Below are 24,724 nucleotides of genomic sequence, written 5' to 3'. Positions count from 1 at the left end.
GAATACACTATTCATCCGATTCTTATGACTAACCCCATCGACCTCCTCGTGCTGGCTGCCATCTGCGGCCTGATGCTGCTCGTTGCCGGCCTGACGCGCTACCGGCCGCCGCAGCAGATCAACTGGCTGTACGGCTACCGCACGGCCCGCTCCATGCGCAATGCCGCCACCTGGCAGGCGGCCAACAGCTACTTTGCCCGCTACTTCTGGCGCCTGAGTTGGACGCTGCCGGTAGTGGCCACTGCGGCGGCGCTGCTGCTCGGCCTGCCCGGGGCGCTGCTAATACTGGCGGTGGTACTGGTAGCCGGGCTGCTGTTCGGGGCGGTGCGCACGGAGCGCCACCTGCAGCACCATTTCGACGAGCAGGGCCAGCTGCGCGGCTGATTTCACCACATACCACGGCCGGTCGTAAACCAGCTTACGAAAACTGAACGCGCATTTTTCGTCTGCTAAACGGGGTTACTACTCTGTTGAGCTATAGGGAGGTCTTGGCTTTTGTACCCCCGCGCGCGGTTTTTGTACTGGTAAGCGGGCATTTTAGACTGGTAGTTGAACTTTATGAACTTCCTGCCCCAGCTTTTGGGCTAAGTTGCTGCTAATCGGGCTGCGAATAAGCGCGAAACCGGCAGGTAAATTTCTTGCCGGAGTCGGGTGATGTTCAGCTTACTAATCGTTTTCACAGTTGATGCCTGGTATTATCCGTGTGCGGCCGCTGCTGGCGTGGCTTTGGGTGCTGTGCGTGGTTGGAAGTTTGCTCCCGGTAGTTGTTCCGCGGTTAGAATATGCCAATCAGGGTGTGCTGAGCGCCTTGCACAGCGGCATCTGGCTGCTGGTGTGGCCCGCGGCGGCGCGTTTCGGGTTGCCCCGGGCCTTGCCGAAACTGCTATGGATTGGGCTGTTGCTGCTCACGGGGCTGAGCATGCTGATTATGCTGCTGGGCTTACTCGGAGTGCCGGGTTGGGTGTTTCTGAACCACGCGGGCCAGTTCTTTCTGGGTACCAACACCAGCCGCGAAACCTGGCAGACGGACTACGTATTTTTTCGCCGCGACCGGGAGCTGCTTGTGTCGCAGCGCCGGGACTGGCTGACGCTTACCGAAAATACCCATCAGTGGCGCTACGTGCAGCTCACGCCGCTGACCCCGCTGTTCCGCTGGGTAACCCCCATTGAGCCTGCCTCGCCGGGCTTTGCGGCGCTGCAGCCGGGCGCTGCCCCGCCACCGGGCTACTCGCAGTGGATGCCGGTGCAGAAGCCGGCCAAAGAATTTAGCTTCGACGAGGATGAACAGCGGCAACTGGACGCGTTGAAAGCCGCCGAGCAGCGTTGCCGAGCGGAGTGGGCCCGCTTCGATAGCCTGCTGCAGCGCGGGGAGGTGCACCTGACGCTGCCACCCATCACCCGGCGCGGGGCCAATACCGCGGGCTGCCGCTTCGACGGAAACGTGTGGTGCGACTTCCTGCCAACTTTCAAGGCGGGGCGGTGCCAGCAGCACCGGACGGAGGCCGCGCTTGAACAGGGGACCTCACCGCGCCGCCACTGGGTGCTGCACGTATCGGCCTTTATGCGCGTCGGCGGGAAGCTGAGCAACCTCTACCTGCACTTGCCCGGGCTGCACGGGCCGGGCGTGTACGTCCTCGGTCCCGATACTACCAGCCCGCATACCGGTGAAGGCCCGTACCTACGCATAAGCGAGCAGCAGCCCGCCCCGGCCGGTGCGCCGCAGAACACACTGCACACGGGCTACGCTACCACTGCGCTCCGGCGTACCACCGTTACCATTACGCGCTTCGATACGGTAGCCCGGGTAGTAGCGGGCACCTTTGACGGTTTCCTGTACGACGCGAATACTCGCCGGCACCTGCCCCTCCGCGAAGGCCGTTTCGACGTTCGGTATTATTGTGCCCACTGCCGGCAGGGGCGCTAGCAGCAGTAGGCTTACAGCGTTTCCCGTAGCGCCTGCACCACGCGGCGCACGTCGGCGTCGGTCATGGCCGAGCCGGAGGGCAGGCACAGGCCGCGGCTGAATAAGTCGGCGCAGACCTGGCCGCCGTACGCCGGCGCGGCGGCGAAGAGCGGCTGCAGGTGCAGGGGTTTCCACAGCGGCCGGGCTTCGATGTTGCGTCGCTCCAGGTGCTGGCGTAGGTCCTCGGGCGTGCGGCTGGTGTGCTCGGGCCGGAGCAGGATGGTGGTCAGCCAGCGGTTGGCGCGTACGTCGTCGGCTTCGGCAGGACCCACGTGCAGGGCTTCGAGCGGCCGGAGCAGCTCCTGGTACAGCGCGTAGATTTCGCGGCGGCGCTTCACGCGGTCCTCAATCAGCTCCATCTGCCCGCGCCCGATGCCGGCCAGCAGGTTGCTCAGGCGGTAGTTGTAGCCCTGCTCGGAGTGCTGGTAGTGCGGGGCCGCGTCGCGGGCCTGGGTGGCGAGGAAGCGGGTGCGCGCGGCCCAGGCGGCTTCGTCGGTGAGCAGGGCGCCGCCGCCGCTGGTGGTAATAATCTTGTTGCCGTTGAACGACAGCACGCTCAGCGCCCCGAACGAGCCCAGCGGCTGCTGCCGGTAGCGGGAGCCCAGCGCCTCGGCCGCGTCTTCGAGCACCGGCACGCCAAACTCGGCGGCAATGGCCAGCACTTCGGCCAGGCGGGCGGGCATGCCGTAAAGGTGCACCACGATAAGGGCCTTCACCGACTTGCCCAGCCGCTGCCGCTCCGTCAGGGCTTCGCGCAGGCGCTCGGGGCAGAGGTTCCAGGTATCGGCCTCGGAGTCGACGAACACCGGCTCGGCGCCCAAGTAGCGCACGGGGTTGGCGGTGGCCACGAAGGTGAACGAGGGCACAATGACCTCGTCGCCGGGGCCGACGCCGAGCAGCAGCAGCCCCAGGTGAATGGCCGCCGTGCCCGACGAAAGGGCCACGCAGTGGCCGCGGCCGGTGTACTGGGCCAGGTCCTGCTCGAAGCCGTCGAGGTTGGGGCCCACCGGTGCCACCCAGTTGTCTTCGATGGCCTTGTGCAGGTAGTTCAGCTCGTGGCGGCCCAGGTGGGGCGGCGAAAGGTAGAGCCGGTCGTGTTCGTCGCTGCGCATGGGGCAAAAATCCGGTGAGGCGGGCCGGCGGGGCAAAGCCGGCGGGCAACCGTGGGCGTGAAGTTAGTGGACGCTGACGCTGCGCAGCACCCAGGTGGAATCGGTGACGTCCTTGTGCAGCGCCACGCGCAAATCCTGGTAGCCGCGCTGGCCCTTGGCCGTGACGTGCAGCTGGGCGTCGCCCTGCGTGCCGCGGTCCGACTCGTGGCGGTTGACGTGGCCCAGCGGGCGGATGGAGACGTCCCGCACGGGGCCGATTTGCTGGTGCAGCGTCGGGGAAGTCAGCAGGGCCCGCCGGGCGGCGGCGTACGCGTCGCTCTGGGCAAAGAGCGTCCAGACGAGGAGGCGTAGCAGCAGGCCAAAGCAGAGTACGCCGACGATGATTTTCTCCGGCAGGCCGTTTTTGCGCCGGGCGCTGCGGGCGTCGATGCTGTTGAGCACGTAGAGGATGGCCCCCAGCTGCAGCAGCGTCCAGCCCACGGCGCGGCTTTCCCAGAAGAAGTAGATGTTCCACCAGCGGCACAGCAGGCTGTAGAGCAGCAGCCCGCCGGCGGTCAGCAGCACCGCTTTGGTAATCGGTCGGGTATCGGCCAGCAAGTCGAGAAGCATAGGCGAAACGGGGTTAGGCGTGCTGCTTGATGATGCGGGCGGGCACGCCCACGGCGGTGCAGGCGGCGGGCAATGCGCGCACGGCCACGGCCCCGGCCCCGACGATGGTGCCCGCCCCCACCCGCACCCGGTTGATAACGGTGGCGTTGGTGCCCAGGTACACGGCTTCCTCCAGGTGGGCCTCGCCGCCGACGTTGGCATGGGGCATCAGGGAGCAGAAATCAGCCAGCACGGCGTCGTGGCCGATGGTGCAGCCCAGGTTCAGCAGCACGTGCCGGCCCAGGCGAATGTCGCAGGTGAGGATGCAGGCCTGGCTGATGATGCAGCCCGCGCCCAGCGTCACGCGCTGGTAGGGCTGCAGGACTACGGAGGGGTGCACCAGGGTGGCAAACTGCAGCTGCGCGGCGGTGAGGCGGGCCACCACCGCCGCGCGCTGCCGCCCGCTGCCGATGGCCACGGCGACGAATACCGGCTCGGCCCGCTGGTTGAGCGCCTCCACGGGGCCGAGCCAGGGCAGGTCGTGCACCTGGTCGTGGGCCGGGCGCTGGTCGTCGTAGAAGCCGAGCACCTGCCAGCGCGGCGCAGCGTCGTTGATCTGGCGCACCAGCATCAGCACCTCGCGGCCCAGGCCGCCGGCCCCCACGATGACCAGGGGGCGCAGCTCGGTGGTGTTGGGCGTTTCGTACTCGGGAAAGAACAGTTGGGTCATGCAGCGTTACTCGGGGGATGGAGCCGAGCCCCGGAAGGCTTCGGTGGTGGCCTGGCCGGGGGCCGTCACGCCGTGGGCGCGCAGCACCCGGCCGGCCGTCAGCACCAGAATACGCAAATCAAGCGCAAACGACGCGTGGTCGACGTACCAGACGTCGTAGAGAAACTTCTGCTCCCAGCTGATGGCGTTGCGCCCGTTTACCTGCGCCCAGCCCGTAACACCGGGCCGCACCTCGTGGCGCCGGGCCTGGGCAGGCGAGTACAGCGGCAGGTACTCCACCAGCAGCGGCCGGGGTCCGACGAGGCTGATGTCGCCGCGCAGCACGTTCCAGAGCTGAGGCAGCTCGTCGACGGAGGTGGCGCGCAGCCAGCGGCCCAGGCGAGTGAGGCGCTGGGCATCGGGCAGCAGCCGGCCCGCGGCGTCGCGGGCCTGGGTCATGGTTTGGAGCTTGTACAGGGTAAAAATGCGCCCGTGCCGCCCGGGCCGCGGCTGCCGGAACAGCACGCCCCGCTGCCCCGGCTGTAGCCAGAGCAGCAGCGCCGCCGCGGCCAGCACCGGCAGCGCCAGCACGAGCAGCGGAAAGGCCAGCAGCACATCCAGGGCACGCTTGCCCCAGCGGCGGTACCAGTCGGCGGCGGGTGGGGGAAGAGGGGAGGGCATAAGGGTGGAAGCGGGGCCGCTGCAAGTTAGGCAGCCCGGACGTTGGCCGGCGGCCCGCCGAAAGTGGCATAAGCTTTAGCTTGTGCTGCGGCCGGGCGGCCGCAGGGCGGTACCGGACTTCTACGGGCTGGTCCAACGGCCCGGTTCCGCCGTGGCGCGTGCCGCGCCAGCACAAGCTAAAGCTTATGCTACTGCCGACCGGCGCCGAACCGGGCAGGCGCGGTAAGTAGCCGGGAGGTTGCGGCGGCGAACCGCGCAGCCGCGGCCAGCAGCCGCGACGTCGCGGTTAAGAGTCGCGAGGTTGCGGTTCCGGACCGCGAGCTTGCGGTTTCAGAGCGGAAGTTTGCGGTTACCAGTCGGGAGGTTTTGGCTCCAGAACCGCAAGCTCGCGGTTAAGAGCCGCGAGCTTGCGGTTCTGGAGCGGAAGGTTGCGGCCGGAAGCCGCAAGCGCGCGGTCCGGCACCGCGAAGTCGCCCTTGTGCGCGGCGCGGTTGCGCCTCGGAGCCGCGCTGCCGTTCTTTGCCCCATGCTCGTCTTCCCCAACGCCAAGCTCAACCTGGGCCTGCACATCACCGCCCGCCGCCCCGACGGCTTCCACACCCTCGAAACGGTGATGCTGCCCCTGCCCTGGTGCGACGCGCTGGAAGTGCTGCCTGCCGCCGAAACCAGTCTCACGCTCACCGGCCGCCCCATCCCCGGCGACCCCACGACCAACCTCTGCCGCCGCGCCTACGAGCTGCTGCGGGCCGATTTCCCCGCGGTGCCGCCCGTGCAGATTCACCTGCACAAGGTGGTGCCCATCGGGGCGGGCCTGGGCGGGGGCTCGGCCGATGCCGCCTTCTGCCTGCGCGCCCTCAATACGGTGCTGGAATTGAGCCTGACCGACGAGCAACTGGAAGCCTACGCCCGCCGCCTCGGCTCCGACTGCGCCTTTTTTATCCGCAACCAGCCCGCCCTGGCTCTGGGCCGCGGCGACGAGCTGGCGCCGCTGCCCCTGCCGCAGCTGCGCGGCGCGGCCTGCAAGGTCATTTACCCCAACCTGCACATCAGCACCGCCGAAGCCTACGCCGGCGTCACGCCCAAAACGCCCGCCCACGCGCTAAGCGCGGCCCTGGCCGGCCCGGTGGAAACTTGGCGCGAAACGGTCGTCAACGACTTCGAGGCGGCGCTGGCGCCGAAATACCCGCTGCTGGGGCAGCTCAAGCAGCAGCTCTACGACGCGGGCGCGGCCTACGCCAGCCTGTCGGGCTCGGGCTCGGCGGTGTTCGGGCTGTGGCCGGGCCGGGAGCTGCCGCCCGCGCTGCCGCTGCCCGCGGAGTACCTGGTGTGGGATGGGCAGCTGTGAGCAGCACGAGCGGTTTGTACAGCCTCAGGTGGCTGCCCGATAGTCCGACCTGTCTCTGGGATATGCAGTCGGATCAGGCGTTGCCGCCGACGCACCCGGTGCACCAGCGCTTCGGCCAGTTGCTGAACCTGGAGCACTGGCGGGCCGCCTATGCTGAATACTACTGGCTGAGGCTGGCGGAAGACGATGCGGCCATGCGGCACTGGCAGCACCCGCTGTATTGGCGGGCCCTGCTGGCCGCGAGGCGCTTCAACGAACAGTACGCCGCGCTGGGGCAGGTTTTCTGCTGGCTCGATGTGGACCGTAGCCAGGATGCCAACGCTGGTTTTCAGTGGGAATCCAGCCCCGTAAGCGGGGAGCCGCTCACCGACCTGGGCCCGGATTTTCACCCCAAGTACCGGCTCGTATCCTGGGCCGATGCGCTGGTGATGCCGCATCATCGTCTGCGGGAATGGGCGCGGCCCGGCCGGTGCGGCTGGCCCGGCGTGGCGCTGTCAGCGTAGCTTTGCGGTCTGATTTCCCACTTATGCTTCGCCACCTGCTTCCCTTCGCGCTGCTGCTCACCGCCGCCCCGGCCGCCCTGGCCCAGTCGGAGGCCGACTATGCCCGCTACCCCACCTACGCCGGCCCCGACCTGGGCCTGAGCTACCCGCAGGGCCGGCCGACGCTGCGCGTGTGGGCGCCCACGGCCGAGGCGCTGACCCTGCGCCTCTACGACCAGGGCACCGGCGGCCTGCCCCGCGCCACCCACGCCATGCAACGGGCCGAGGGCGGCACCTGGACCTACGCGCTGCCGGTCGGCAGCGCCGGCTTCTACACCGTGCAGGCCACCATCGGCGGGCAGGCGCGGGCCGAGGTGGCCGACCCCTACGCCCGCGCCGTGGGCCTGAACGGGCAGCGCGGCGCCCTGCTCGACCCGGCCACGACCAGCCCGGCTGGCTGGGCCACCGACCAGCGCCCCGCCTTGAAACAGCCCACCGACGTGGTTATCGGCGAGGTGCACGTGCGCGACCTGTCGATGAGCCCGACGTCCGGCATCCGCCGCAAGGGCAAGTTCCTGGGCTTCACCGAAACCGGCACCCGCGGCCCGCAGGGCGTCAAAACCGGCCTCGACCACCTGCGGGAGCTGGGCCTGACCCACGTGCACCTGCTGCCCACCAACGACTTCGCCTCCATCGACGAGAGCCTGCCCGGCCCGCGCTACAACTGGGGCTACGACCCGCTGCACTACTCCGTGCCCGAGGGCAGCTACGCCACCGATGCCGCCGCCCCGGCCGCCCGCATTACGGAGCTAAAGCAGCTGGTGCAGGCCCTGCACCGGCAGCAGCTGCGCGTGGTGCTCGACGTGGTGTACAACCACACCGCCGACGCCCGCCGCTCCAGCTTCGAGCAGCTGGTGCCCGGCTACTACTACCGCCACACCGCCGACGGCCGCCTGTCGGACGCCGCCGCCTGCGGCAACGAAGTGGCCTCCGAGCGGCCGATGGTGCGCAAGCTCATCGTGGAATCGGTGGCGTACTGGGCCCGCGAGTACCACGTCGACGGCTTCCGCTTCGACCTCATGGGTATTCTGGACCTGGAAACCATGCGGCAGGTGCGGGCCGCGCTCAGTGCCCAGGACCCGAGCATCTTCGTGTACGGCGAGGGGTGGACGGCCGGGGCCAGCCCCCTGCCCGAAGCCCAGCGCGCCGTGAAGGCCAACGTGGCCCAGGTACCCGGCGTAGCCGCGTTCGGCGACGAGCTGCGCGACGGGGTGAAAGGGCACTTCGCCCGCCAGACCGAGCCGGGCTTTGCCAGCGGCCGGCCGGGGCTGGAGGAAAGCGTGAAGTTTGGCATCGTGGGCGCCACCCGTCACCCCCAGCTCGACTACGGCAAGGTGAACTACAGCAAAGCGCCCTGGGCCGCCGCGCCCGGCCAGGCCATCAACTACGTGGCCTGTCACGACGATATGGTGCTCTGGGACAAGCTACGCGCCGCCAACCCCGGCGCCGCCGAGGACGAGCTGATCCGGATGGACGCGCTCAGCAACGCCATCGTCTTCACCTCCCAGGGCGTGCCCTTCCTGCCCGTCGGCGACGAATTCCTGCGCACCAAGGGCGGCTCCCACAACTCCTACAACCTGCCCGACTCCGTCAACCAGATCGACTGGGCGCGCAAGGCCCGCTACGCCCCGGTATTCAGCTTCTACCGCGGCCTGGTGGCGCTGCGCCGGGCCCATCCGGCCTTCCGCCTGCCCACTCAGGAGCTGATTGCCCGCCACCTGGAGTTTCTGCCCGGGGCACCCGCCGGCACCATTGCCTACCGCCTGCGCGACCACGCCGGCGGGGATAAATGGCGCAACATTGTGGTGGTGTTCAACGGCAACCGCCAGCCCGTCCAGGTGCCCGTACCCGCCGGCCGCTACACCGTCGTCCTGCGCGGCCTCGATGTGAACGAGCAGGGCCTGGGCCAGCTCCAGCAGCAGCAGGAGCCGCTGACGCTACCCGCCAGCACGGCGCTGATCTTGGTGCAGTAGGAGGCCTCACCCCCCGGCCCCCTCTCCCGTGGAGAGGGGGAGCCTGCCGTCAGCAACCTCAGCTGGCGAAGCGGGGTGGCCTCGCGCGGGCTCAGCCACCCCGCGCGGACGATTTTGGCTTTACAAAAACTCAAGTAGTAATGAAAAAGCGGGAGCCATGAGCCTGATGCTCATAGCTCCCGCTGTCGTTGCTGACGTTTGGCTCCCCCTCTCCACGGGAGAGGGGGCCGGGGGGTGAGGCCCTTTACCGCTCCACCAACTGCACCGCTTCATCCGCCGTGGGCCGGCGGCGGCGCAGCTGCCACTGGTTCAGCAGCGGGTGCACGAGCACACTGAGCAGGATGAGGCAGGTGCCCGCGTAGAAGCCAAACGATAGCCGCTCCTGCCCGAAGCCCGGCACCCGCAGCCAGTACATGACGACGGCCAGCACGATGCCGTAGATCGGCTCCAGGTTCACCGTCAGGTTCACGGCGAAGGCCGAGAGGCGCTTCATCAGCTCCACCGAGGCCGAGAAGGCGTACACCGTGCACACCCCGGCCAGCAGCAGCAGCCACAGCCAGTCGGCGGGCGAGGGGGCCAGCTGGGGCAGCGGTCCGCCGAAGGCGGGGCGCCCAATCAGGAATACCATGATGCTCAGGCAGGCGCCCAGCATTTCGTAGAGCGTCAGGCGCAGTGGCGGGTGGTCTTTGATGAGCCGGGCGTTGAACACGCTGAACAGGGCGCTCAGCCCCGCCGACAGAATAGCCACGCCCAGGCCCAGCAACTGGTCAAATTCGGCCTGCGACACCAAGTACAGACCCACCATAGCCAGCAGCCCGAGCAGGATTTCGTAGGGCTGAAACTTCTTGCGCAGCAGCAGCGGCTCCAGAATGGAGGTCCACAGGGCCAGCGTGGCCATGCCCGCCAGGCACACGCTCACCGACGACAGCCGGGCGGCCAGAAAGAAGGTAATCCAGTGCGCGGCCACCACCGCCCCCACGCCCAGCAGCCGCAGTGCCTGCCCCGTGGGAATACGCCAGGGCAGCCCCCGCAGCACCAGTAGCCCCACCAGCCCCACTGCCGCAATGAGCGTGCGGTAAAACACCAGCTCCACCGCCGGCAAGGCAATCAGCTTGCCCAGAATGGCCGTGAAGCCCCACAAAAACACGATGAAGTGGAGGCGGAGGTAGTCTTTGAGCATGGATTAGGGTCTTGGGAGCTTAGGGTCTTGGGGGCTTGGTTTACGGAGGCTGGCTTGAACAACCAAGACCCTAAGCTCCCAAGACCCCAAGACCCTATCTTGGAATAAACCGGTACAGCACCAGGCCGATGGTGCTGAAGACGATGTTGGGCACCCAGGCCGACAGGGCGGGCGGAATGCCGCCGACCAGGGCCAAGTTACGGCTCAGGATGACGAAGCCGATGTAGATGAAGGCCAGCACGAAGCCCAGCGCAATCTGCCCGCCCACGCCGTTGCGCGACTTCCGCGCGCTCATAATCACCCCGATGACGGTGAGGATGATGATGGCGAAGGGGTAAGCCTGCCGCTCGTACTTCTCCACCAGGTAGATTTCCGTGTCGTCGGCGCCGCGGTTGATTTTCTCCTGGATGAAGGCGTTCAGCTCGGGCGTGGTCAGCGTTTCCTGCAGCTTGAAGGTGCTGGCAAAGTCCTTGGGGTAGAGGTTCAGCGTGGTGTCGCGCGCGGGGTAGATTTTCAGCGTCTCCTTGCCGTTGCGGATGGTGCGCACCGTCTGCGGCGTCAGGTGCCAGGCTTTCTTGGTGGTATCCCAGGTGATGGCCTCGGCCGAGAGGCGCCGCTTCAGCAAAGTGCCCTCGATGGTTTCGATGGCGAAGCGGTAGCCCACGTTGGCCGAGTTGTCGTAGCTTTCCAGGTAGGCGTAGTCCTTGGGCCCGATTTTGATGTGCACGTTGCGCCCCTGAAAGCGGTAGGGGTTTTTCACGTACTTCCGCTCGAAGGCCACCCGCGGCTTGTTGGCCAGCGGAATGACCCAGCCAATGAGTCCGAAAATAGCCAGCCCGATAACGGCCCCGCCCATGGCGTAAGGCAGCAGAAAGCGCCGGAAGCTCACCCCGCTGGCCAGAATAGCCACAATTTCGGTGCGGGCCGCCAGCCGGGCCGTCACCAGCACCGTGGCAATGAACACGGTGATGGGGCTGAGCAGGTTGGCGTAGTACGGAAACAGGTTCAGGTAATACTCCGTGATAATCTGCCAGGCCCCGAGGTCGTGCTTGATGAAGTCGTCGTTTTTCTCCGTGAAGTCAATCACGCAGATAACCATGACCAGCACCACCACCGTGAAAAAGAAGGTAGTGAGCAGCTTGCCAAGGACGTATTTATCGAGTAAGCGGAGCATCAGATGCTATTCGTGAAAGGAGGCCGGATGCTGAACGTTTCATTCTGATAATTCAGCACCCAGTTCCGATTACCTTCTTCGCCCCACTGCTGGGACAGTGCATAATTAATGGCTTGCCTGACCAGCGCCGGCGTGATGATACCGGTGGTCCACCGCTGCCCGGTCCGGTCACCAAGCATCAGCCAGGGGTCATACCAGTTCGTGTGCACCGTCAGGCGGCAGTTAGGATTGGCTACTTCGCCGATGGTGATGGTCATTTCGCCGTTTCGCTCGTTGCGAAGCTTCCAGTAGTAGCCCGTCGTGCCGACTTGCAGCTTACGGAGTCCTTGTTTCTTGGGAAGCGCCATCAGATTAGTTGTCAGTTGACAGTTGCTAGTTGTTAGTCAAGGTGCCAGAACGTACGGGCAACTCAAAACTGACAACCGACAACTCATAATCTTACCATCAGCTGCTTCACCATGCGCTCCTTCCACTCCCGGAAGGTGCCGGCCAGAATCTGTTCCCGGGCGTTGCGCACCAGCCAGAGGTAGAAGGTGAGGTTGTGCACCGAGGCCGCCATGCCCGCCAGGTACTCCCCGGCGTGGAACAGGTGACGCAGGTAGGACTTGGAGTAGAACGTGCTGACGTAGCCGCCGAGTTCTTCGTCAATGGGCGAAAAGTCCTGCTCCCACTTCTTGTTCTTGATGTTGATGATGCCCTGGGTGGTGAACAGCATCCCGTTGCGGGCGTTGCGGGTGGGCAGCACGCAGTCGAACATGTCCACGCCCAGCGCAATGTTTTCCAGGATGTTGGCCGGCGTGCCCACGCCCATCAGGTAGCGCGGCTTATCGGCCGGCAGGATGTCGCAGCAGATTTCCGTCATTTCGTACATCAGCTCAGCCGGCTCACCCACGCTTAAGCCCCCGATGGCGTTGCCCGCCCGGCCCTGCTCGGCGATGAACTCCGCCGACTTCACCCGCAGGTCTTTAAAGGTCGAGCCCTGCACGATGGGAAACAGCTGCTGCTCGTAGCCGTAGAGCGGCTCCGTCTCGTCGATGCGCTGAATGCAGCGCTTGAGCCAGCGGTGCGTCATGTCCAAGGACTTGCGGGCGTACTCGTACTCGCAGGGCCAGGGCGTGCACTCGTCGAAGGCCATAATGATGTCGGCCCCGATGACGCGCTGAATGTCCATCACGCCCTCCGGGGTAAACAAATGCTGCGAGCCGTCGATGTGGGAGCGGAACTTGACGCCCTCCTCCTTGATCTTGCGCGTGTTCGATAAGGAGTACACCTGGTAGCCGCCCGAGTCGGTGAGAATGGGCCGGTCCCAGCCGTTGAACTTGTGCAGGCCGCCGGCCTTGCGCAGCGTGTCGAGGCCGGGGCGCAGGTACAGGTGGTAAGTGTTGCCGAGAATAATCTGGGCCTGCACGTCGTCCTTCACCTCGCGCTGGTGCACGGCCTTCACCGAGCCCGCCGTACCCACGGGCATAAAAATGGGCGTCTCAATCGTGCCGTGGGCGGTGGTCAGCACGCCCGCGCGGGCTTTGCTCTGCGGGTCGTGGGCGAGGAGGTCGAATTTCATGCGTAAGCGGGAGCCGAATAATCCACAAAGGTAGACCACAGATGGCAACGAATGCTTAAACGGATGGAACGGCAGCAACCTCCGCCGGCACACCAGACGGGCTAATCAGGCCTTGGATCTGTTCTATCCGTTTAGACATCCGTTACCATCTGTGGTCTACCTTTGCGGCCTTAAATCAGCTACTCCCGTCTTGCCCTTTCACCTCTCGCCCGTTTCCTGGCTGCTCGTGCTCTGCGTGCTGGTGCAGCTGGGCTACGCCGCGTACTACTTCTGGCCCTTCGCCCTGCGCCGCGTACCCGAGGCCGCCGAGCCGGCCCCCGCGCACGAGCAGGCCCACCCGGTGTCCATCATTGTGGCGGCCCGCAACGCCCTGGAGCAGCTGCGCTACCTCATGCCCGAGCTGCTGCAGCAGGATTATGCCCAGTTTGAAGTCGTGCTCATCGACGACCGCTCGGACGACGACACCGGCCTCTATACCCAGCAGCTGACGCAGTACTATCCCAACGTGCGCTTGGTCACCGTCGGCAGCACGCCCGAGGGCATTGCGCCCAAAAAGTACGCCCTCACGCTTGGCATCAAAGTCGCCAAGTACCCCTACCTGCTCTTCACCGATGCCGATTGCCAGCCCCGCGGCAACCAGTGGCTGCGCCACATGGCCCGCGGCTTCGACAACGGGGCTGATCTGGTGCTCGGCTACAGCCCTTACGCCGAGGCCGAGGGCTTCCTGAACAAGCTCATCCGCTTCGAGACCCTGCTCACCGGCCTGCAGTACCTCAGCTTCGCCGAGCGCGGGCAGCCCTACATGGGCGTGGGCCGCAACCTGGCCTACACCAAGGCCACGTTTATGGCCACCAAGGGCTTCGCCTCCCACATCCGCCGGATGAGCGGCGACGACGACCTGCTGGTGCAGGACGCGGTGCAACTGGGCCGCCGGGCCAGCGTCGTTACCGCGGCCGCGGCCCAGACGGTCAGCTTCGCCCCCGATACCTGGCGCCAGTGGTGGCGGCAGAAGCGCCGGCACCTGTCGGCCGGCCCGCGCTACCGATTTTCCGACCGGGTTCGGATTGGAACCTTTATCTTAGCTAACGGCTTGTTTTATCTTGGAACTCTGGCGGCATTGATTTTGCCTGACCCTGAGTGGGTAACGCTGGCAGCACTGTGGGGCGTCCGAACCTCCGCCGTTGTTGCTACGTACGCGCAGGCCAGCCGCCGCCTCCACGACCGGCAGCCCTGGTGGCTGATTCCGGTGCTGGACGCGGGGTATTTTTTTGCCTACTCTCTCCTGACAGCCTCGTTAGTGCTCTACCGCAACCCCTCCCGATGGAAGTAAATAATCAGGACCTCCAGAAGCAGTTCTCGGCCAAGGCCAAGCACGACTTCAAGCTCATTCGCGCCGCCGTCGAAAACGGCGACGAGAAGGCCTACGCCGAGCTGATGCAGATCTACAAGAAACCCGTGTACCACGTGGTGTTGAAGATGGTGCGCAACCCCGATGACGCCGAAGACCTCACCATCGAGGCTTTCGCCAAGGCCTTCCGCAACCTGCACAAGTTCAACCCCGAGTACGCCTTTAGTACCTGGCTGTTCCGCATCGCCACCAACAACTGCATTGACTTTATTCGCAAGAATAAAATCAAGACGATGTCCATCGACTCGGCCATCAAGATTGACAACGGCGACGAAATCACCATTGATTTCCGCGACAACAACCTGAACCCGGCGGAGTCGGCCATCAAAAACCAGAAAATCGAAATCATGCAGCACGTGGTATCCCGGCTGCCTGATAAATACCAGCGCCTCGTGACCCTGCGCTACTTCGATGAGCTGAGCTACGAGGAAATTGCCCAGGAGCTGAAAGCCCCGCTCGGCACCGTGAAGGCCCAACTGCACCGCGCCCGCGAGCTGCTCTACGACATGGTAAAGAACAAGAAGGAAATCATCTAGCCAGATGCACTTCCCGCACGACGCCCCGCCGACCCCGGCGGGGCGTCGTCGTTTGTAAGCGGCGGTTCACCCCGCTGTCATTGCGAGGCGTAGCCGCGGCAATCTTTCCCCTCGCGGCACAACGGTACAAGAAGCACCAACTGAAAACGGTACCACCAGCAACTGCGGGTGCATGCTTCGGTGTCTGCCAGCTGTAGCGTTTCTACTACTAGCGGAACGGTTGCCGCGGCTACGCCTCGCAATGACTGCCGGTGTCATCGTTTTCCGGTGCTACCGTTTCATCCGTTGCGCCATCCGTTCCTATCCCCGGTCTATCTTTGCCCGCACGATGGAAATCCTCTTCCGCTACTTCCCCGACCTCACGCCGCGCCAGCGCGAGCAGTTTCAGCAGCTCGACCACGAATTCCGCGGCTGGAACGAGCGCGTCAACCTCATTGCCCGCACCGACGTCGACAACCTGGCCGAGCGCCACTTCCTGCACTCAGCCGGCATTGCCAAAGTGGTGCAGTTCCCGGCCGGCTCTTCGGTGCTCGACGTGGGTACCGGCGGCGGCTTGCCCGGCCTGCCGCTGGCCATCCTGTTCCCGGAAGTGCAGTTCCACCTCATCGACAGCATTGGCAAGAAGATTAAAGCCGTACAGGACATGGCCCACGCCCTGAAGCTGCACAACGTGACGGCCGAGCAAATCCGGGCCGAGCAGGTGCGCTCCAAGTTCGACTTCGTGGTAAGCCGGGCGGTGACGCGCCTCGCCAACTTCCACCCCTGGATTGCCCAGCGCTACACCAACACCGCCGCCGCCGCCAGCGCAACCCATGGCCTGTACTACCTCAAAGGCGGCGACCTGACCGAGGAAATTGAGGAATCGGGCCTGATAGCCGAAGTGACGAACCTCAGCGACTTTTTCAGCGAGGAATTCTTCGAGACGAAAAAGGTGGTCTTCGTGCCGGCCAACAAAGCCCTGGCCCGCGGCAAGCGCAGTAATAACGTGTAACAAACTCTTATCAACGGTCAAAAAACATGTCATCCTGAGCAAAGCGAAGGACCTTGCTACGTTAGATAGTATCCAAACGTGATAAGGTCCTTCGCTTTGCTCAGGATGACGGCATTAGTTCCCTGTCCGGTGTCAGGCCGGCACCGGGGCCGTCAGGAACTCCACCGCCCGCCGCTCCGAGTAGTATTGCCCATCGGAGGGCAGACCCTCGGCGAAGCCCACGTGGCCGCCTTCCTCCGGCGTTTCCAGGAACACGTAGGGGCTGCGCTCGGCCGCGGCCCGCGGAAAGCAGGCCGGCGGCAGAAACGGGTCGTTCTGGGCGTTGACCAGCAGCGTCGGGATGCGGATGCCGTCGAGGTAGCGGCCGGAGGAGCTGCGCTCGTAGTATTCGTCGGCCGACTGAAAGCCATGCAGCGGGGCCGTGTAGCGGTTGTCGAACTGCGGAAAGTCGCTGAGCTGCTCCAGCCCGTCGAGGCTGAGCTGCCCGGGCAGCATTTCGGCTTTCTGGCGGATTTTGGCGCGCAGCGTCTTGAGGAAGCGGTTCAGGTAAATGCGGTTTTCCAGTCGCGAAATGTGCTCGGAGCCGGCCTTAAGGTCCGTCGGCACCGAAAACACGGCGGCGCGCTCTACTTCCCGGGGCACGCGCTGGGCATCCTCGCCGAGGTACTTGAGCGTCATGTTGCCCCCGGCCGAGAAGCCCGTCAGGAACACGCGGCGGTAGCGGCCGGTGGCCAGAGCCTGCTGCACCACGAAGTGCAAGTCCTCGGTGTCGCCGAGGTGATAGGCGCGCAGCAGGCGGTTCGGCTCGCCGCTGCAGCTGCGGTAGTTCCAGGCCAGCGCGTCGAGGCCCGCCTTGTTCAGGGCCCGGGCCATACCACGCACGTAGGGGCGGCCGGCGTCGCCTTCCAGCCCGTGCGAGATGATGCCCAGCGTATCGGTGACGTGCTCGGTGCGGGCCCAGTCGAGGTCCAGAAAGTCGCCGTCGGGCGTTTCCACGCGCTGGCGCTGGTAGTGCACCTCGGGTACTTCGCGCAGCAGGCTGGGCACAATGGTTTGCAGGTGGCCGTTGAAGAGGTAAAAAGGCGGCCGGTAGCGGGAGTCGGCAACGAGCGGCATGGCGGCGGGTAAGCTGGGGCGAAGGGCGTAAATGCTTCTGGAAGATAGGCAATTCTTTCGGCATGCATACTATCTGCCAGCCGGCAACTAAGCCAGCTCTGCTGGTAAAACCGCGCGCAAAGCAGCAAAGTTGCCAGCTAGCTGCGTTTGTACCGGAGCCGGAAGGAGATTATAATGATATTAAAATAATACTGTCGAGTTGTATTTATCCAACACAGGGCGGGGTTTTGTCGTATTCAGTAGCTGTTGTTCAACCTAACGCACCGGACACCATGAAAGCTACTTCCCTCTATCTGTTCGTAGCGGGCTGCGCGCTGCTGGGCGCCTGCAGCAGCTCATCCACTCCCGCCGGCACCACCGGTGCCAGCACCTCGGGCAGCACCATCACCGATGCTTCGCCTTCCAACGCCGCCAGCTCGGGCACCAATGCCAGCAGCCCCACCATCAGCGGCGGCTCCGGGGGCAGCATCGTCGGCAGCGGCACCAACACCGGCACCGACGTGAATACGGGCAGCGCGGGCGGCAGCGGCTCGATGAGCGGCAGCAGCTTGGCCGCCGCCAGCGACATCAACGCGTTTGCGGGCACCTTCGCCACCATGGACGACCCGACCTTTATGCTGACGGCCGCCAGCAGCAACATGCTGGAAATTCAGATGGGCCAGCTGGCCGCGCAGAAATCAACCAACGCCGACGTGAAAAGCTTCGGGCAGATGATGGTGCAGCACCACGGGCGGGCCTCGCAGGACTGGCAAGCCGTGGCCACGCCCTTGAGCATCAGCATGCCCACCACCCTGATGCCCGTGCATCAGGCCATGATGGACAAGGTGATGAACAAATCGGGCAAGGATTTCGACGAGGCCTACATGGACGCCATGGAAACCGCGCACAAGCTGGACGTAGCCATGTTCGAGGTCAAGAGCCGCGGCGCGCAGACGCCGGCCGTGCAGTCCTTTGCCACCAAGAGCCTGCCCATGCTCCGCTCGCACGGCAAGATGGCCGACGAGCTGGAGAAAAAGGTCGACTAAGCTCTCCGACGAGCGGGCAAGGTGGTTGGAATGAGGCGGAAGCTCGTCAACTAGGGCCGTTGAAACGGCGTATGCACTTACTCCGCTTACCACAACCACCAACACCATGAGACGAGTCCCGCTCTTGTTCCTGGCCGCCGCGCTGCTGGGGGCCTGCACCAGCACCAACCCCGAAACCGAACAAGCCTCCGCCGCCCGCGCCGAAGCCGCGCAGAACCGGCCGCCGGGCAGCTCGGAGGTACTTGGTGCTTACGACCCCGGTACGCCGGCCGCCATGCCGCCCACCACGGCCGAGGCCCTGCAGCAGTTCTCCGACGCGGAGTTTCTGCTGACGGCCGCCAGCAGCAACCAGCTCGAAGTGCAGCTGGGCCAGCTGGCCGCCCAGCAGGCCAGCACCGATGCCGTGCGCCAGTACGGGCAGATGATGGCCGACCACCACACCCAGGCCGGGCAGGAGCTGAGCAGCCTCGCCGCCCAGCTCGACGTGCGGCCCTCCGTGGCCATTATGCCCATGCACCAGGAGCTGATTGACCGGCTCAAAAACAAAACCGGCCGAGCCTTCGACGAGCGGTACATGGACGTGATGGAAACGGCCCACAAGCTGGACATCGTCATGTTCGAGGCCAAGAGCAAGAAGGCGGAAACGCCCACCGTGCAGGATTTTGCCACTCGCACCCTGCCCACGCTGCGCGGCCACCTGGAGCAGGCCAACACCCTGGAAAAGCAGGTTGACTAGCTCTGGTTGGGGAATGGTCATTGGGGCAGCAGGCAATTATTCGTCAGCCGGTTTGCTATTGTCGGCGCGGATTTCTACCTTTGCCAACCCAATTGACTAGAACCTCGACAGAACCTCTGTTTTTCCGCTTTTCACATGGCAAATCATAAGTCGGCTCTGAAGCGCATCCGCTCGAACGAAGCCAAGCGCGTGTTGAACCGTTACCAGCACAAATCGACCCGCACGGCCGTTAAGAAGCTGCGCGCTACCACCGACGCTTCGGAGGCTCAAGAGCTGCTGAAGAAAGTATCGTCGATGCTGGACCGCCTCGCCAAAAAGAACATCATCCACAAGAACAAGGCTGCCAACAACAAGTCCAGCCTGGCCAAATACGTAAACACGCTGGCTGCCTAAGCAGCTGGTTGTTTCCGTCGAGTTCTTGACCAAGGCCCCGCGCTACCCAGCGCGGGGCTTTTGTGCTTTTGCGCCACGGCTCCGAACCAGCAAACCGTCTATATTTAGCCGCATCTATTTGTTCTACTGCAATGAAACAACTGTACCGTATCCTGGCCCTTGGCGGCGCCCTGATGAGTTTTTCGGCTGCCCAGGCGCAGCACTGGGCGCTTTTCCGCCCGGGCACCATCCACAGCTTCCGCACCAGCGTCGGCGACACCGTCTTTACCCTGCGGCTCGATTCGGCCTACGTCACGCCGGCCAACGACTCGGTGTACACGTTTAACCGTATTCTGCGCCAGCACCCCTACGAACAATACACCCGCACCGCCAACAGCTTCTTCGGGGCCCGCCTGCTGGTGCGCCCAACCCGCCGCGAGTACGAGCTGGTGACTGAAGCCGAGGGAAGCCAGCCGGGCGGCGCGCTGCTGCTCAAGCCCTACGCCCCGCCCGGTAGTTCGTGGCCGGCCGCAGCAGGTTCCGCCGTCACCGTGACGCTGAGCAGCAAAACCGTGCAAACCATTGCCGGCCAGCCCGATTCGGTGGCCCTCTTTACCATCAGCGACGGGCGCAGCCTGCAGCTCAGCCGCCGTAACGGCCTGATTCAGGCGCCCAAGTGGCTACAGGGCGGTTCGGGTAGTCAGACCCTGCGCATTGAGCAGGCCCCCGTTGCTTTCGAGCAATCGATGTACGCCCCGACCCGGGTATTCGACTTCCAGGTGGGCGATGAGTTTGGCTACTACTACGAAAACTTTATGAGCTCCTTTGGGTGCCCCAGCACTCATTTGCTCCGGCGCATCATCAGTCGCCAGCAAACGGCCGACAGCCTGATTTACACCTACATGCAGCAGTCGGTAACGCACCGCAGCGGGGCGCCTGGCTGCGGGCCCGCCGGCGACGCGTATTCTAACTACCCAGTCGGGCGCATTGCCGTGGCCCTGAACGGCGGGCAATGGCAGCCAAGTCGCTCCTGGCAGCAGCAGCACAGCAAGCTACGCCTGCTCACGTTGGAATATGCGCTGGTTGCCAGGCCCGCTGGCTTTCCGGGAGAGCCCCTGGTGGCGCTGCCCCTGACGACCAGCGCTTTGCCCTGCGCCCAAGGCCGGCAGATGCGTTACCTGATGGTTGCTGGCCGGGGAAGAGTCTATACCCCAGGCGTGGATTATGGCTATCAGACGCAAGCTTACGCACCGGGAATAGGCGAGGATATATTTGACTTCTTCCATCTGATTTATTTCCGCAAAGTGCAGCCCAACGGCACTTACCAGACCTGCGGCACGCGCACGCCCTTCAGCACGCTGCTGCCCACCCGCGCCGTCCAGGCTGCCGCCCGTTTCCAGCTATTCCCCAACCCAGCCACCGACGAAGCGACGTTGCGGCTGCTGGTGCCTGCGCCGGCCGGCACGCAGCTTACCCTGCTCGACGCGACCGGCCGCGTGGTCGGCCGGCAAGCCCTAGACCGCGGCCAGACCACGGCTACCTTGCCACTGGCGCAACTACCGGCGGGTCTGTACGTGGTGCAGGTGCACCAGCCCGGCAGCCGCCCGCTGGTCCTGCGCCTGCAGCACGTAGAATAACTACGACTCCTACACAAAAGCCCGCCCTGCCGAAGCAGAGCGGGCTTTTTGCTTTCAGAGCAACGAGGCCGTATTACGCCACGCTCACCTTGATCATGTTGGTCTTGCCCTTCTCGCCGATGGGCATGGAGGCCGTGTTAATGAAAATGTCGCCTTTGTCGAGGTGGCCGGTGGTCGTTAGAATGTACTTGATATCAGCCACCGTGCCGTCGGTGCTTACCATCCGGTCGTAGTAGAAGCCGCGCACGCCCCAGATAAGGCTCAGCGTCGTGAGCAAGTTGCGGTTGTCGGTGAAGATGAAGATGCTGGCCTTGGGGCGGTACTTGGCAATCTGGAAAGCCGTGTAGCCGCGGTGCGTCATGCCGGTAATGGCCTTGGCTGCCGTGTTCTTGGCCATGTGGCAGGCCGCCGACAGCACGCTGTCGACCATAAACGTGGGCGACTCCGGCGTGATGGGCGACCAGCGGTAGTACAGCGAGTCGCGGCGCGTCTCCACGCTCAGGATGGTGCCCACCATGGAGCGGATAACCTCGGCGGGGTAGGCGCCCACGGCGGTTTCGGCCGACAGCATCACCGCGTCGGCGCCGTCGAGCACGGCGTTGGCCACGTCCGAGGTTTCAGCGCGCGTCGGGCGCGGGGCCGTAATCATGCTTTCCATCATCTGCGTGGCCACAATCACCGGCTTGCCGACCTTGTTGCACTTCTCGATGATCATCTTCTGGGCCATCGGCACCTCTTCCATCTTCACCTCCACGCCCAGGTCGCCGCGGGCCACCATCACGGCGTCCGTGAGGGCAATAATTTCGTCGAGGTTCTTGAGACCTTCCGGCGTCTCAATCTTGGCCACCACCTTGGCCTGCTTGCCGCTTTCGGCGATGATCTGCTTGATAAAGCGGATGTCCTCGCCGCGGCGGGCAAACGAGAGGGCAATCCAGTCCACGTCGTTTTCCAGGCCGAACTTCAGGTCCTCAATGTCCTTTTCGGTCATCGACGGGGCCGACACGTCCGAGTCGGGGAGGTTGATGCCCTTGCGCGGCTTTACCAGCCCGCCGTAGATGACTTCGCACTGCACTTCCTTTTCGCGGTCGGTGCTGAGCACGCGCAGCTCGATTTTGCCGTCGTCGATGAGAATCATGTCGCCGGGCTTCACGTCGCGGGCCAGGCCCAGGTAGATGGTGCTCAGGCGGCCGGGCACGCTCACTTCCTTCTCGCCGCACACCAGCAGCAGCTGCTCGCCGGCTTTGATTTCAAACGAGCCGCCCTCCACTTCGCCGAGGCGGATTTTGGGGCCCTGCAAATCCTGCAAGAGGCCCACGTGGGTGCGCAGGTCCTTGTTGAGGCGGCGCACCAGGTTAATCACCGACAGGTGGTCTTCGTGGGAGCCGTGGGAGAAATTCAGGCGAAACACGTCCACGCCTTCGCGGATGAGCATGCCCAGCTTGTCGTAGGTGTTGGAAGCCGGCCCGACGGTGGCGACAATCTTGGTTTTGTTGAAAGTGGGTCGATTTTCCATGTATTGATGGGGTTGTTCAGCGGAGCAGGGCAACGAAATTAGTTGCGGAGTTTTTTTATGGCAAAAGCCGAGGCGCAGCCGAAGGACCTTACTACGCTGGAACGGCGCTGGTCAGCCATCATGCGGAGCACGGCCGGGCTTCCCGCACGCCGCTGCTTGCCTGGCCCCAAAATCCGCGCGGGTAGCGGACGGGGCCGGGAAGTAATGGCAGGAGGGGAGGCCCCGGCAGCACTCGGAATGACGGTGGGAGCGTCGTTCGGGCGTACTAAGGTCCTTCGGCGAGGCCCGCCGTGGGGGAGCACGGCGGGTTTGCGGCCCTAAAAGAGCAAGTTTTCTTTGAACTTAAGCGTATTGGGGTCGAAGCGGCAGGCGTACTGCACCTCCGGCAGGGCCGACAGCTGGGTGAGTAGCTCGTCGGCATCCAGCGGGCCGGTGCCGTTCTGCACCTGAATCAGGTAGTCGTACTCCTTGATATCGGGGGCCAGAAACGGTTTTTTGAGCACCGAAGGGTCCACCGAGCGGTTGCGCAGCAGGCGCAGCGTGGCCGTTTCGGTGGCGTGCAGGTAGTTGCTGATAACCAGCCGGCCGCGGGTGAGCAAATCGTAAATGAGGTCCTGCTGCTTCACCAGGCGCAGGCGCAGCGCCCGGTTCAGCGTCCAGGCCAGCTTATGGTCCCGGCTCGACGACACCACGCCGAACAGGTCGAAGTCACAATCGTAGTCGCAGTCGAGGGTCAGGGTTTTCATAGCGCAGCACGGAATCAGGTCCAACGGGCGTAAAACTACGCACTTGCGGGGGCGAAACCAGCGCCCAGCTGGGGGCAATTGCTACGGCCCGGTTTGATAATGTTGAGGAAGATGGTGTTATTTGTGCCCGAGTTTTCTTTAAACCCCACGGAAATGTCTGAAATCGCAGAAAAAGTAAAAAGCATCATCGTTGACAAGCTGGGCGTAGAGCCGTCGGAAGTTACCCCGGAGGCCAGCTTCACCAACGACCTCGGCGCTGACTCGCTGGACACGGTAGAGCTCATCATGGAGTTCGAAAAGGAGTTCAACGTGAGCATCCCCGACGACCAGGCTGAGAACATCGGCACCGTGGGCCAGGCTATTGCTTACCTCGAAGAGCACGCCAAATAAGGCACCTTTACTAGCTAAAGCAGCACCGCTTTGCCGGCCGGCTCGTGCCGGCCGTTTTCTTTTCCCCGTTTTTTCCCCCTTCGCTCCTCTTTTATGGCGCTACGGAGAGTTGTTGTTACTGGTCTCGGAGCCATTACCCCGCTCGGCAAGACGGTTGCCGAATATTGGGACGGTTTGTCGCGCGGCGTGAGTGGGGCCGCCCCCATCACGCGGTTCGACGCCAGCAAATTCAAAACCCGCTTTGCCTGCGAAGTGAAGGGCTACAATCCCGACGACTACTTCGAACGCAAGGAAGGCCGCAAGATGGACCTGTTCACCCAGTTCGCCATCATTGCCAGCGACCAGGCCATTGCCGACGCCGGCCTTGCGGAGGGCGTGGATAAGGACCGCGTGGGCGTTATCTGGGGCTCGGGCATCGGCGGGCTGCGCACCTTCCAGGAGGAGTGCATTGCCTTCGGCCGGGGCGACGGTACCCCGCGCTTCAACCCCTTCTTCATTCCGAAGATGATTGCCGACTCCTCGTCGGGCAACATCAGCATCAAGCACGGCTTCCGCGGCCCGAACTTCGTCACGACCTCGGCCTGCGCTTCGTCGTCGGACTCCATTATTGCCGCCTTCAACTACATCCGCCTGAACATGGCCGACGTGGTGGTGACGGGCGGCTCGGAGGCGGCTATTACCGAAGCGGGTGTGGGCGGCTTCAACGCCATCAAGGCCATGAGCGAGCGGAACGATGCGCCCGAGCTGGCCTCGCGCCCCTACGACAAGGAGCGCGACGGGTTCGTGCTGGGTGAGGGCGCCGGTGCGCTGATCCTGGAAGAGTACGAGCACGCCAAGGCCCGCGGCGCCAAGATTTACGCCGAGCTGCTCGGCGGCGGTCTGTCGTCGGACGCCTACCACATCACCGCCCCGGACCCCGACGGCAACGGCGTAGTGCTGGTGATGCAGAACGCGCTGCGCGACGCGGGCATCAAGCCCTCGGACGTGGACTACATCAACACCCACGGCACCAGCACCCCGCTGGGCGACGGGGCCGAGGTGAAGGCCATTCAGAAGGTGTTCGGCGAGGACGCCTACAAGCTCAACATCAGCTCCACCAAGTCGATGACCGGCCACCTGCTGGGCGGTGCCGGTGCCATTGAGGCCCTGGCCAGCATCCTGGCCATTCAGCACAACCTGGTGCCGCCGACCATCAACCACTTCACCGACGACCCGGAGCTGGACTCGCGGCTGAACTTCACGTTCAACCAGGCCCAGGAGCGCGAGGTGAACATTGCCATCAGCAACACCTTCGGCTTCGGCGGACACAACACTTCGGTGGTGTTCGGCAAAGTGCGCGACTAACCACGCGGGCCGCCGGCCCGTTGCTACCATCAGGACGTCATGCTGAGCCCCGCGAAGCATCTCTAGCGCTTCGTCAGATAGA

Annotated in this window: 25 protein-coding genes; 14 read left to right on the top strand and 11 right to left on the bottom strand. The window is 64.4% G+C overall.

Annotation, left to right across the window (positions count from 1 at the left end):
• Nucleotides 1-24 precede the first annotated feature (24 nt).
• Together EJV47_RS08675 and EJV47_RS08670 are read left to right on the top strand one after the other, a co-directional pair.
• On the top strand, nucleotides 25-384 hold the full coding sequence (locus EJV47_RS08675) for an SdpI family protein (protein WP_126692764.1): 360 nt from the start codon (nucleotides 25-27) through the stop codon (nucleotides 382-384).
• Between the two features lie 487 nt (nucleotides 385-871).
• Nucleotides 872-1,924, top strand: a complete 1,053-nt coding sequence (locus tag EJV47_RS08670; RefSeq protein ID WP_126692763.1) for a Riean_0653 family protein — start codon at nucleotides 872-874, stop codon at nucleotides 1,922-1,924.
• Between the two features lie 11 nt (nucleotides 1,925-1,935).
• Here the strand turns inward: EJV47_RS08670 and EJV47_RS08665 are convergent, their stop codons facing one another.
• The 4 genes from EJV47_RS08665 to EJV47_RS08650 all read right to left on the bottom strand — a co-directional run bounded on the left by EJV47_RS08665 (nucleotide 1,936) and on the right by EJV47_RS08650 (nucleotide 5,053).
• Entirely contained in the window at nucleotides 1,936-3,075 is a 1,140-nt protein-coding gene (locus EJV47_RS08665; RefSeq protein WP_126692762.1) for a DegT/DnrJ/EryC1/StrS family aminotransferase, read from the bottom strand.
• Nucleotides 3,076-3,138: 63 nt separating this feature from the next.
• Complete coding sequence (locus EJV47_RS08660) at nucleotides 3,139-3,684, bottom strand: hypothetical protein (protein ID WP_126692761.1); 546 nt, start codon at nucleotides 3,682-3,684, stop codon at nucleotides 3,139-3,141.
• A gap of 13 nt (nucleotides 3,685-3,697) precedes the next feature.
• Nucleotides 3,698-4,393 (bottom strand): acetyltransferase, encoded by a 696-nt coding sequence (locus EJV47_RS08655; protein WP_126692760.1) that lies wholly within the window; start codon nucleotides 4,391-4,393, stop codon nucleotides 3,698-3,700.
• Nucleotides 4,394-4,399: 6 nt separating this feature from the next.
• Nucleotides 4,400-5,053: a sugar transferase gene (locus tag EJV47_RS08650; protein ID WP_126692759.1), complete on the bottom strand. Its 654-nt coding sequence runs from the start codon at nucleotides 5,051-5,053 to the stop codon at nucleotides 4,400-4,402.
• Between the two features lie 526 nt (nucleotides 5,054-5,579).
• Here EJV47_RS08650 and ispE point away from each other — a divergent pair.
• From ispE to pulA, 3 genes are all read left to right on the top strand, one after another.
• Nucleotides 5,580-6,398, top strand: a complete 819-nt coding sequence (gene ispE / locus EJV47_RS08645) for a 4-(cytidine 5'-diphospho)-2-C-methyl-D-erythritol kinase (RefSeq protein ID WP_126692758.1) — start codon at nucleotides 5,580-5,582, stop codon at nucleotides 6,396-6,398.
• A gap of 62 nt (nucleotides 6,399-6,460) precedes the next feature.
• Nucleotides 6,461-6,901, top strand: a complete 441-nt coding sequence (locus EJV47_RS08640) for a hypothetical protein (RefSeq protein WP_126692757.1) — start codon at nucleotides 6,461-6,463, stop codon at nucleotides 6,899-6,901.
• 23 nt (nucleotides 6,902-6,924) lie between these two features.
• Entirely contained in the window at nucleotides 6,925-8,913 is a 1,989-nt protein-coding gene (gene pulA, locus EJV47_RS08635; protein ID WP_126692756.1) for a type I pullulanase, read from the top strand.
• Between the two features lie 244 nt (nucleotides 8,914-9,157).
• Here the strand turns inward: pulA and EJV47_RS08630 are convergent, their stop codons facing one another.
• From EJV47_RS08630 to tgt, 4 genes are all read right to left on the bottom strand, one after another.
• The gene (locus tag EJV47_RS08630; RefSeq protein WP_126692755.1) at nucleotides 9,158-10,093 is read right to left on the bottom strand and encodes a DMT family transporter; all 936 of its coding nucleotides are present in this window, start codon (nucleotides 10,091-10,093) and stop codon (nucleotides 9,158-9,160) included.
• A gap of 94 nt (nucleotides 10,094-10,187) precedes the next feature.
• Nucleotides 10,188-11,267: an LptF/LptG family permease gene (locus EJV47_RS08625; RefSeq protein ID WP_126692754.1), complete on the bottom strand. Its 1,080-nt coding sequence runs from the start codon at nucleotides 11,265-11,267 to the stop codon at nucleotides 10,188-10,190.
• Nucleotides 11,267-11,614, bottom strand: coding sequence for a hypothetical protein (locus tag EJV47_RS08620; RefSeq protein ID WP_126692753.1), 348 nt, complete (start codon nucleotides 11,612-11,614; stop codon nucleotides 11,267-11,269). The genes EJV47_RS08625 and EJV47_RS08620 overlap by 1 nt, the downstream gene beginning before the upstream one ends.
• 83 nt (nucleotides 11,615-11,697) lie before the next feature.
• Nucleotides 11,698-12,828, bottom strand: coding sequence for a tRNA guanosine(34) transglycosylase Tgt (gene tgt / locus EJV47_RS08615; RefSeq protein WP_126692752.1), 1,131 nt, complete (start codon nucleotides 12,826-12,828; stop codon nucleotides 11,698-11,700).
• A gap of 190 nt (nucleotides 12,829-13,018) precedes the next feature.
• On the opposite strand from tgt, the gene EJV47_RS08610 reads away from it, so the two are divergent.
• The 3 genes from EJV47_RS08610 to rsmG all read left to right on the top strand — a co-directional run bounded on the left by EJV47_RS08610 (nucleotide 13,019) and on the right by rsmG (nucleotide 15,763).
• Entirely contained in the window at nucleotides 13,019-14,158 is a 1,140-nt protein-coding gene (locus EJV47_RS08610) for a glycosyltransferase (RefSeq protein WP_165903670.1), read from the top strand.
• Entirely contained in the window at nucleotides 14,149-14,772 is a 624-nt protein-coding gene (locus EJV47_RS08605) for an RNA polymerase sigma factor (protein WP_126692750.1), read from the top strand. The genes EJV47_RS08610 and EJV47_RS08605 overlap by 10 nt, the downstream gene beginning before the upstream one ends.
• Before the next feature lie 328 nt (nucleotides 14,773-15,100).
• Entirely contained in the window at nucleotides 15,101-15,763 is a 663-nt protein-coding gene (gene rsmG, locus EJV47_RS08600) for a 16S rRNA (guanine(527)-N(7))-methyltransferase RsmG (RefSeq protein ID WP_126692749.1), read from the top strand.
• A gap of 132 nt (nucleotides 15,764-15,895) precedes the next feature.
• Here rsmG and EJV47_RS08595 read toward each other — a convergent pair whose 3' ends face one another.
• A complete protein-coding gene (locus tag EJV47_RS08595) occupies nucleotides 15,896-16,879 on the bottom strand; it encodes a YheT family hydrolase (RefSeq protein WP_126692748.1) in 984 nt (327 codons plus the stop codon).
• 272 nt (nucleotides 16,880-17,151) lie between these two features.
• Between EJV47_RS08595 and EJV47_RS08590 the strand changes: the two genes are divergently transcribed.
• The 4 genes from EJV47_RS08590 (at nucleotide 17,152) to EJV47_RS08575 (ending at nucleotide 20,649) form a co-directional block, all read left to right on the top strand.
• Nucleotides 17,152-17,904, top strand: a complete 753-nt coding sequence (locus EJV47_RS08590) for a DUF4142 domain-containing protein (protein WP_126692747.1) — start codon at nucleotides 17,152-17,154, stop codon at nucleotides 17,902-17,904.
• Nucleotides 17,905-18,010: 106 nt separating this feature from the next.
• Nucleotides 18,011-18,640: a DUF4142 domain-containing protein gene (locus EJV47_RS08585; RefSeq protein WP_126692746.1), complete on the top strand. Its 630-nt coding sequence runs from the start codon at nucleotides 18,011-18,013 to the stop codon at nucleotides 18,638-18,640.
• 135 nt (nucleotides 18,641-18,775) lie between these two features.
• Complete coding sequence (rpsT, locus tag EJV47_RS08580) at nucleotides 18,776-19,033, top strand: 30S ribosomal protein S20 (RefSeq protein WP_126692745.1); 258 nt, start codon at nucleotides 18,776-18,778, stop codon at nucleotides 19,031-19,033.
• Nucleotides 19,034-19,164: 131 nt separating this feature from the next.
• Entirely contained in the window at nucleotides 19,165-20,649 is a 1,485-nt protein-coding gene (locus EJV47_RS08575; RefSeq protein WP_126692744.1) for a T9SS type A sorting domain-containing protein, read from the top strand.
• A 73-nt stretch (nucleotides 20,650-20,722) separates the two neighbouring features.
• Here EJV47_RS08575 and pyk read toward each other — a convergent pair whose 3' ends face one another.
• Together pyk and EJV47_RS08565 are read right to left on the bottom strand one after the other, a co-directional pair.
• Nucleotides 20,723-22,162, bottom strand: coding sequence for a pyruvate kinase (gene pyk / locus EJV47_RS08570; protein WP_126692743.1), 1,440 nt, complete (start codon nucleotides 22,160-22,162; stop codon nucleotides 20,723-20,725).
• Nucleotides 22,163-22,479: 317 nt separating this feature from the next.
• Nucleotides 22,480-22,908: an IPExxxVDY family protein gene (locus tag EJV47_RS08565; protein WP_126692742.1), complete on the bottom strand. Its 429-nt coding sequence runs from the start codon at nucleotides 22,906-22,908 to the stop codon at nucleotides 22,480-22,482.
• A 153-nt stretch (nucleotides 22,909-23,061) separates the two neighbouring features.
• Here EJV47_RS08565 and EJV47_RS08560 point away from each other — a divergent pair, with 153 nt between their 5' ends.
• Both EJV47_RS08560 and fabF read left to right on the top strand, forming a co-directional pair.
• On the top strand, nucleotides 23,062-23,298 hold the full coding sequence (locus tag EJV47_RS08560; RefSeq protein WP_059067513.1) for an acyl carrier protein: 237 nt from the start codon (nucleotides 23,062-23,064) through the stop codon (nucleotides 23,296-23,298).
• Between the two features lie 93 nt (nucleotides 23,299-23,391).
• Nucleotides 23,392-24,642 carry a beta-ketoacyl-ACP synthase II gene (gene fabF, locus EJV47_RS08555; protein ID WP_126692741.1) on the top strand — a complete coding sequence of 417 codons (1,251 nt, stop codon included), beginning with the start codon at nucleotides 23,392-23,394 and terminating at the stop codon, nucleotides 24,640-24,642.
• The last annotated feature ends 82 nt before the right edge of the window (nucleotides 24,643-24,724 follow it).

The organism is Hymenobacter gummosus (assembly GCF_003970915.1).
Classification (GTDB): domain Bacteria; phylum Bacteroidota; class Bacteroidia; order Cytophagales; family Hymenobacteraceae; genus Solirubrum; species Solirubrum gummosum.
This window is presented reverse-complemented; position numbering and strand designations above follow the sequence as displayed.

Bases quoted from the DNA above. Each gene is read 5' to 3' on its own strand.
- EJV47_RS08560 (WP_059067513.1), top strand. From the start codon at position 23,062: ATGTCTGAAATCGCAGAAAAAGTAAAAAGCATCATCGTTGACAAGCTG.
- EJV47_RS08665 (WP_126692762.1), bottom strand. From the start codon at position 3,075: ATGCGCAGCGACGAACACGACCGGCTCTACCTTTCGCCGCCCCACCTG.
- EJV47_RS08655 (WP_126692760.1), bottom strand. From the start codon at position 4,393: ATGACCCAACTGTTCTTTCCCGAGTACGAAACGCCCAACACCACCGAG.
- rsmG (WP_126692749.1), top strand. From the start codon at position 15,101: ATGGAAATCCTCTTCCGCTACTTCCCCGACCTCACGCCGCGCCAGCGC.
- pyk (WP_126692743.1), bottom strand. From the start codon at position 22,162: ATGGAAAATCGACCCACTTTCAACAAAACCAAGATTGTCGCCACCGTC.
- EJV47_RS08650 (WP_126692759.1), bottom strand. From the start codon at position 5,053: ATGCCCTCCCCTCTTCCCCCACCCGCCGCCGACTGGTACCGCCGCTGG.
- EJV47_RS08625 (WP_126692754.1), bottom strand. From the start codon at position 11,267: ATGCTCCGCTTACTCGATAAATACGTCCTTGGCAAGCTGCTCACTACC.
- EJV47_RS08565 (WP_126692742.1), bottom strand. From the start codon at position 22,908: ATGAAAACCCTGACCCTCGACTGCGACTACGATTGTGACTTCGACCTG.
- EJV47_RS08640 (WP_126692757.1), top strand. From the start codon at position 6,461: ATGCAGTCGGATCAGGCGTTGCCGCCGACGCACCCGGTGCACCAGCGC.
- pulA (WP_126692756.1), top strand. From the start codon at position 6,925: ATGCTTCGCCACCTGCTTCCCTTCGCGCTGCTGCTCACCGCCGCCCCG.
- ispE (WP_126692758.1), top strand. From the start codon at position 5,580: ATGCTCGTCTTCCCCAACGCCAAGCTCAACCTGGGCCTGCACATCACC.
- EJV47_RS08605 (WP_126692750.1), top strand. From the start codon at position 14,149: ATGGAAGTAAATAATCAGGACCTCCAGAAGCAGTTCTCGGCCAAGGCC.
- fabF (WP_126692741.1), top strand. From the start codon at position 23,392: ATGGCGCTACGGAGAGTTGTTGTTACTGGTCTCGGAGCCATTACCCCG.
- EJV47_RS08575 (WP_126692744.1), top strand. From the start codon at position 19,165: ATGAAACAACTGTACCGTATCCTGGCCCTTGGCGGCGCCCTGATGAGT.
- tgt (WP_126692752.1), bottom strand. From the start codon at position 12,828: ATGAAATTCGACCTCCTCGCCCACGACCCGCAGAGCAAAGCCCGCGCG.
- EJV47_RS08630 (WP_126692755.1), bottom strand. From the start codon at position 10,093: ATGCTCAAAGACTACCTCCGCCTCCACTTCATCGTGTTTTTGTGGGGC.
- EJV47_RS08620 (WP_126692753.1), bottom strand. From the start codon at position 11,614: ATGGCGCTTCCCAAGAAACAAGGACTCCGTAAGCTGCAAGTCGGCACG.
- EJV47_RS08595 (WP_126692748.1), bottom strand. From the start codon at position 16,879: ATGCCGCTCGTTGCCGACTCCCGCTACCGGCCGCCTTTTTACCTCTTC.
- EJV47_RS08590 (WP_126692747.1), top strand. From the start codon at position 17,152: ATGAAAGCTACTTCCCTCTATCTGTTCGTAGCGGGCTGCGCGCTGCTG.
- EJV47_RS08585 (WP_126692746.1), top strand. From the start codon at position 18,011: ATGAGACGAGTCCCGCTCTTGTTCCTGGCCGCCGCGCTGCTGGGGGCC.
- rpsT (WP_126692745.1), top strand. From the start codon at position 18,776: ATGGCAAATCATAAGTCGGCTCTGAAGCGCATCCGCTCGAACGAAGCC.
- EJV47_RS08675 (WP_126692764.1), top strand. From the start codon at position 25: ATGACTAACCCCATCGACCTCCTCGTGCTGGCTGCCATCTGCGGCCTG.
- EJV47_RS08660 (WP_126692761.1), bottom strand. From the start codon at position 3,684: ATGCTTCTCGACTTGCTGGCCGATACCCGACCGATTACCAAAGCGGTG.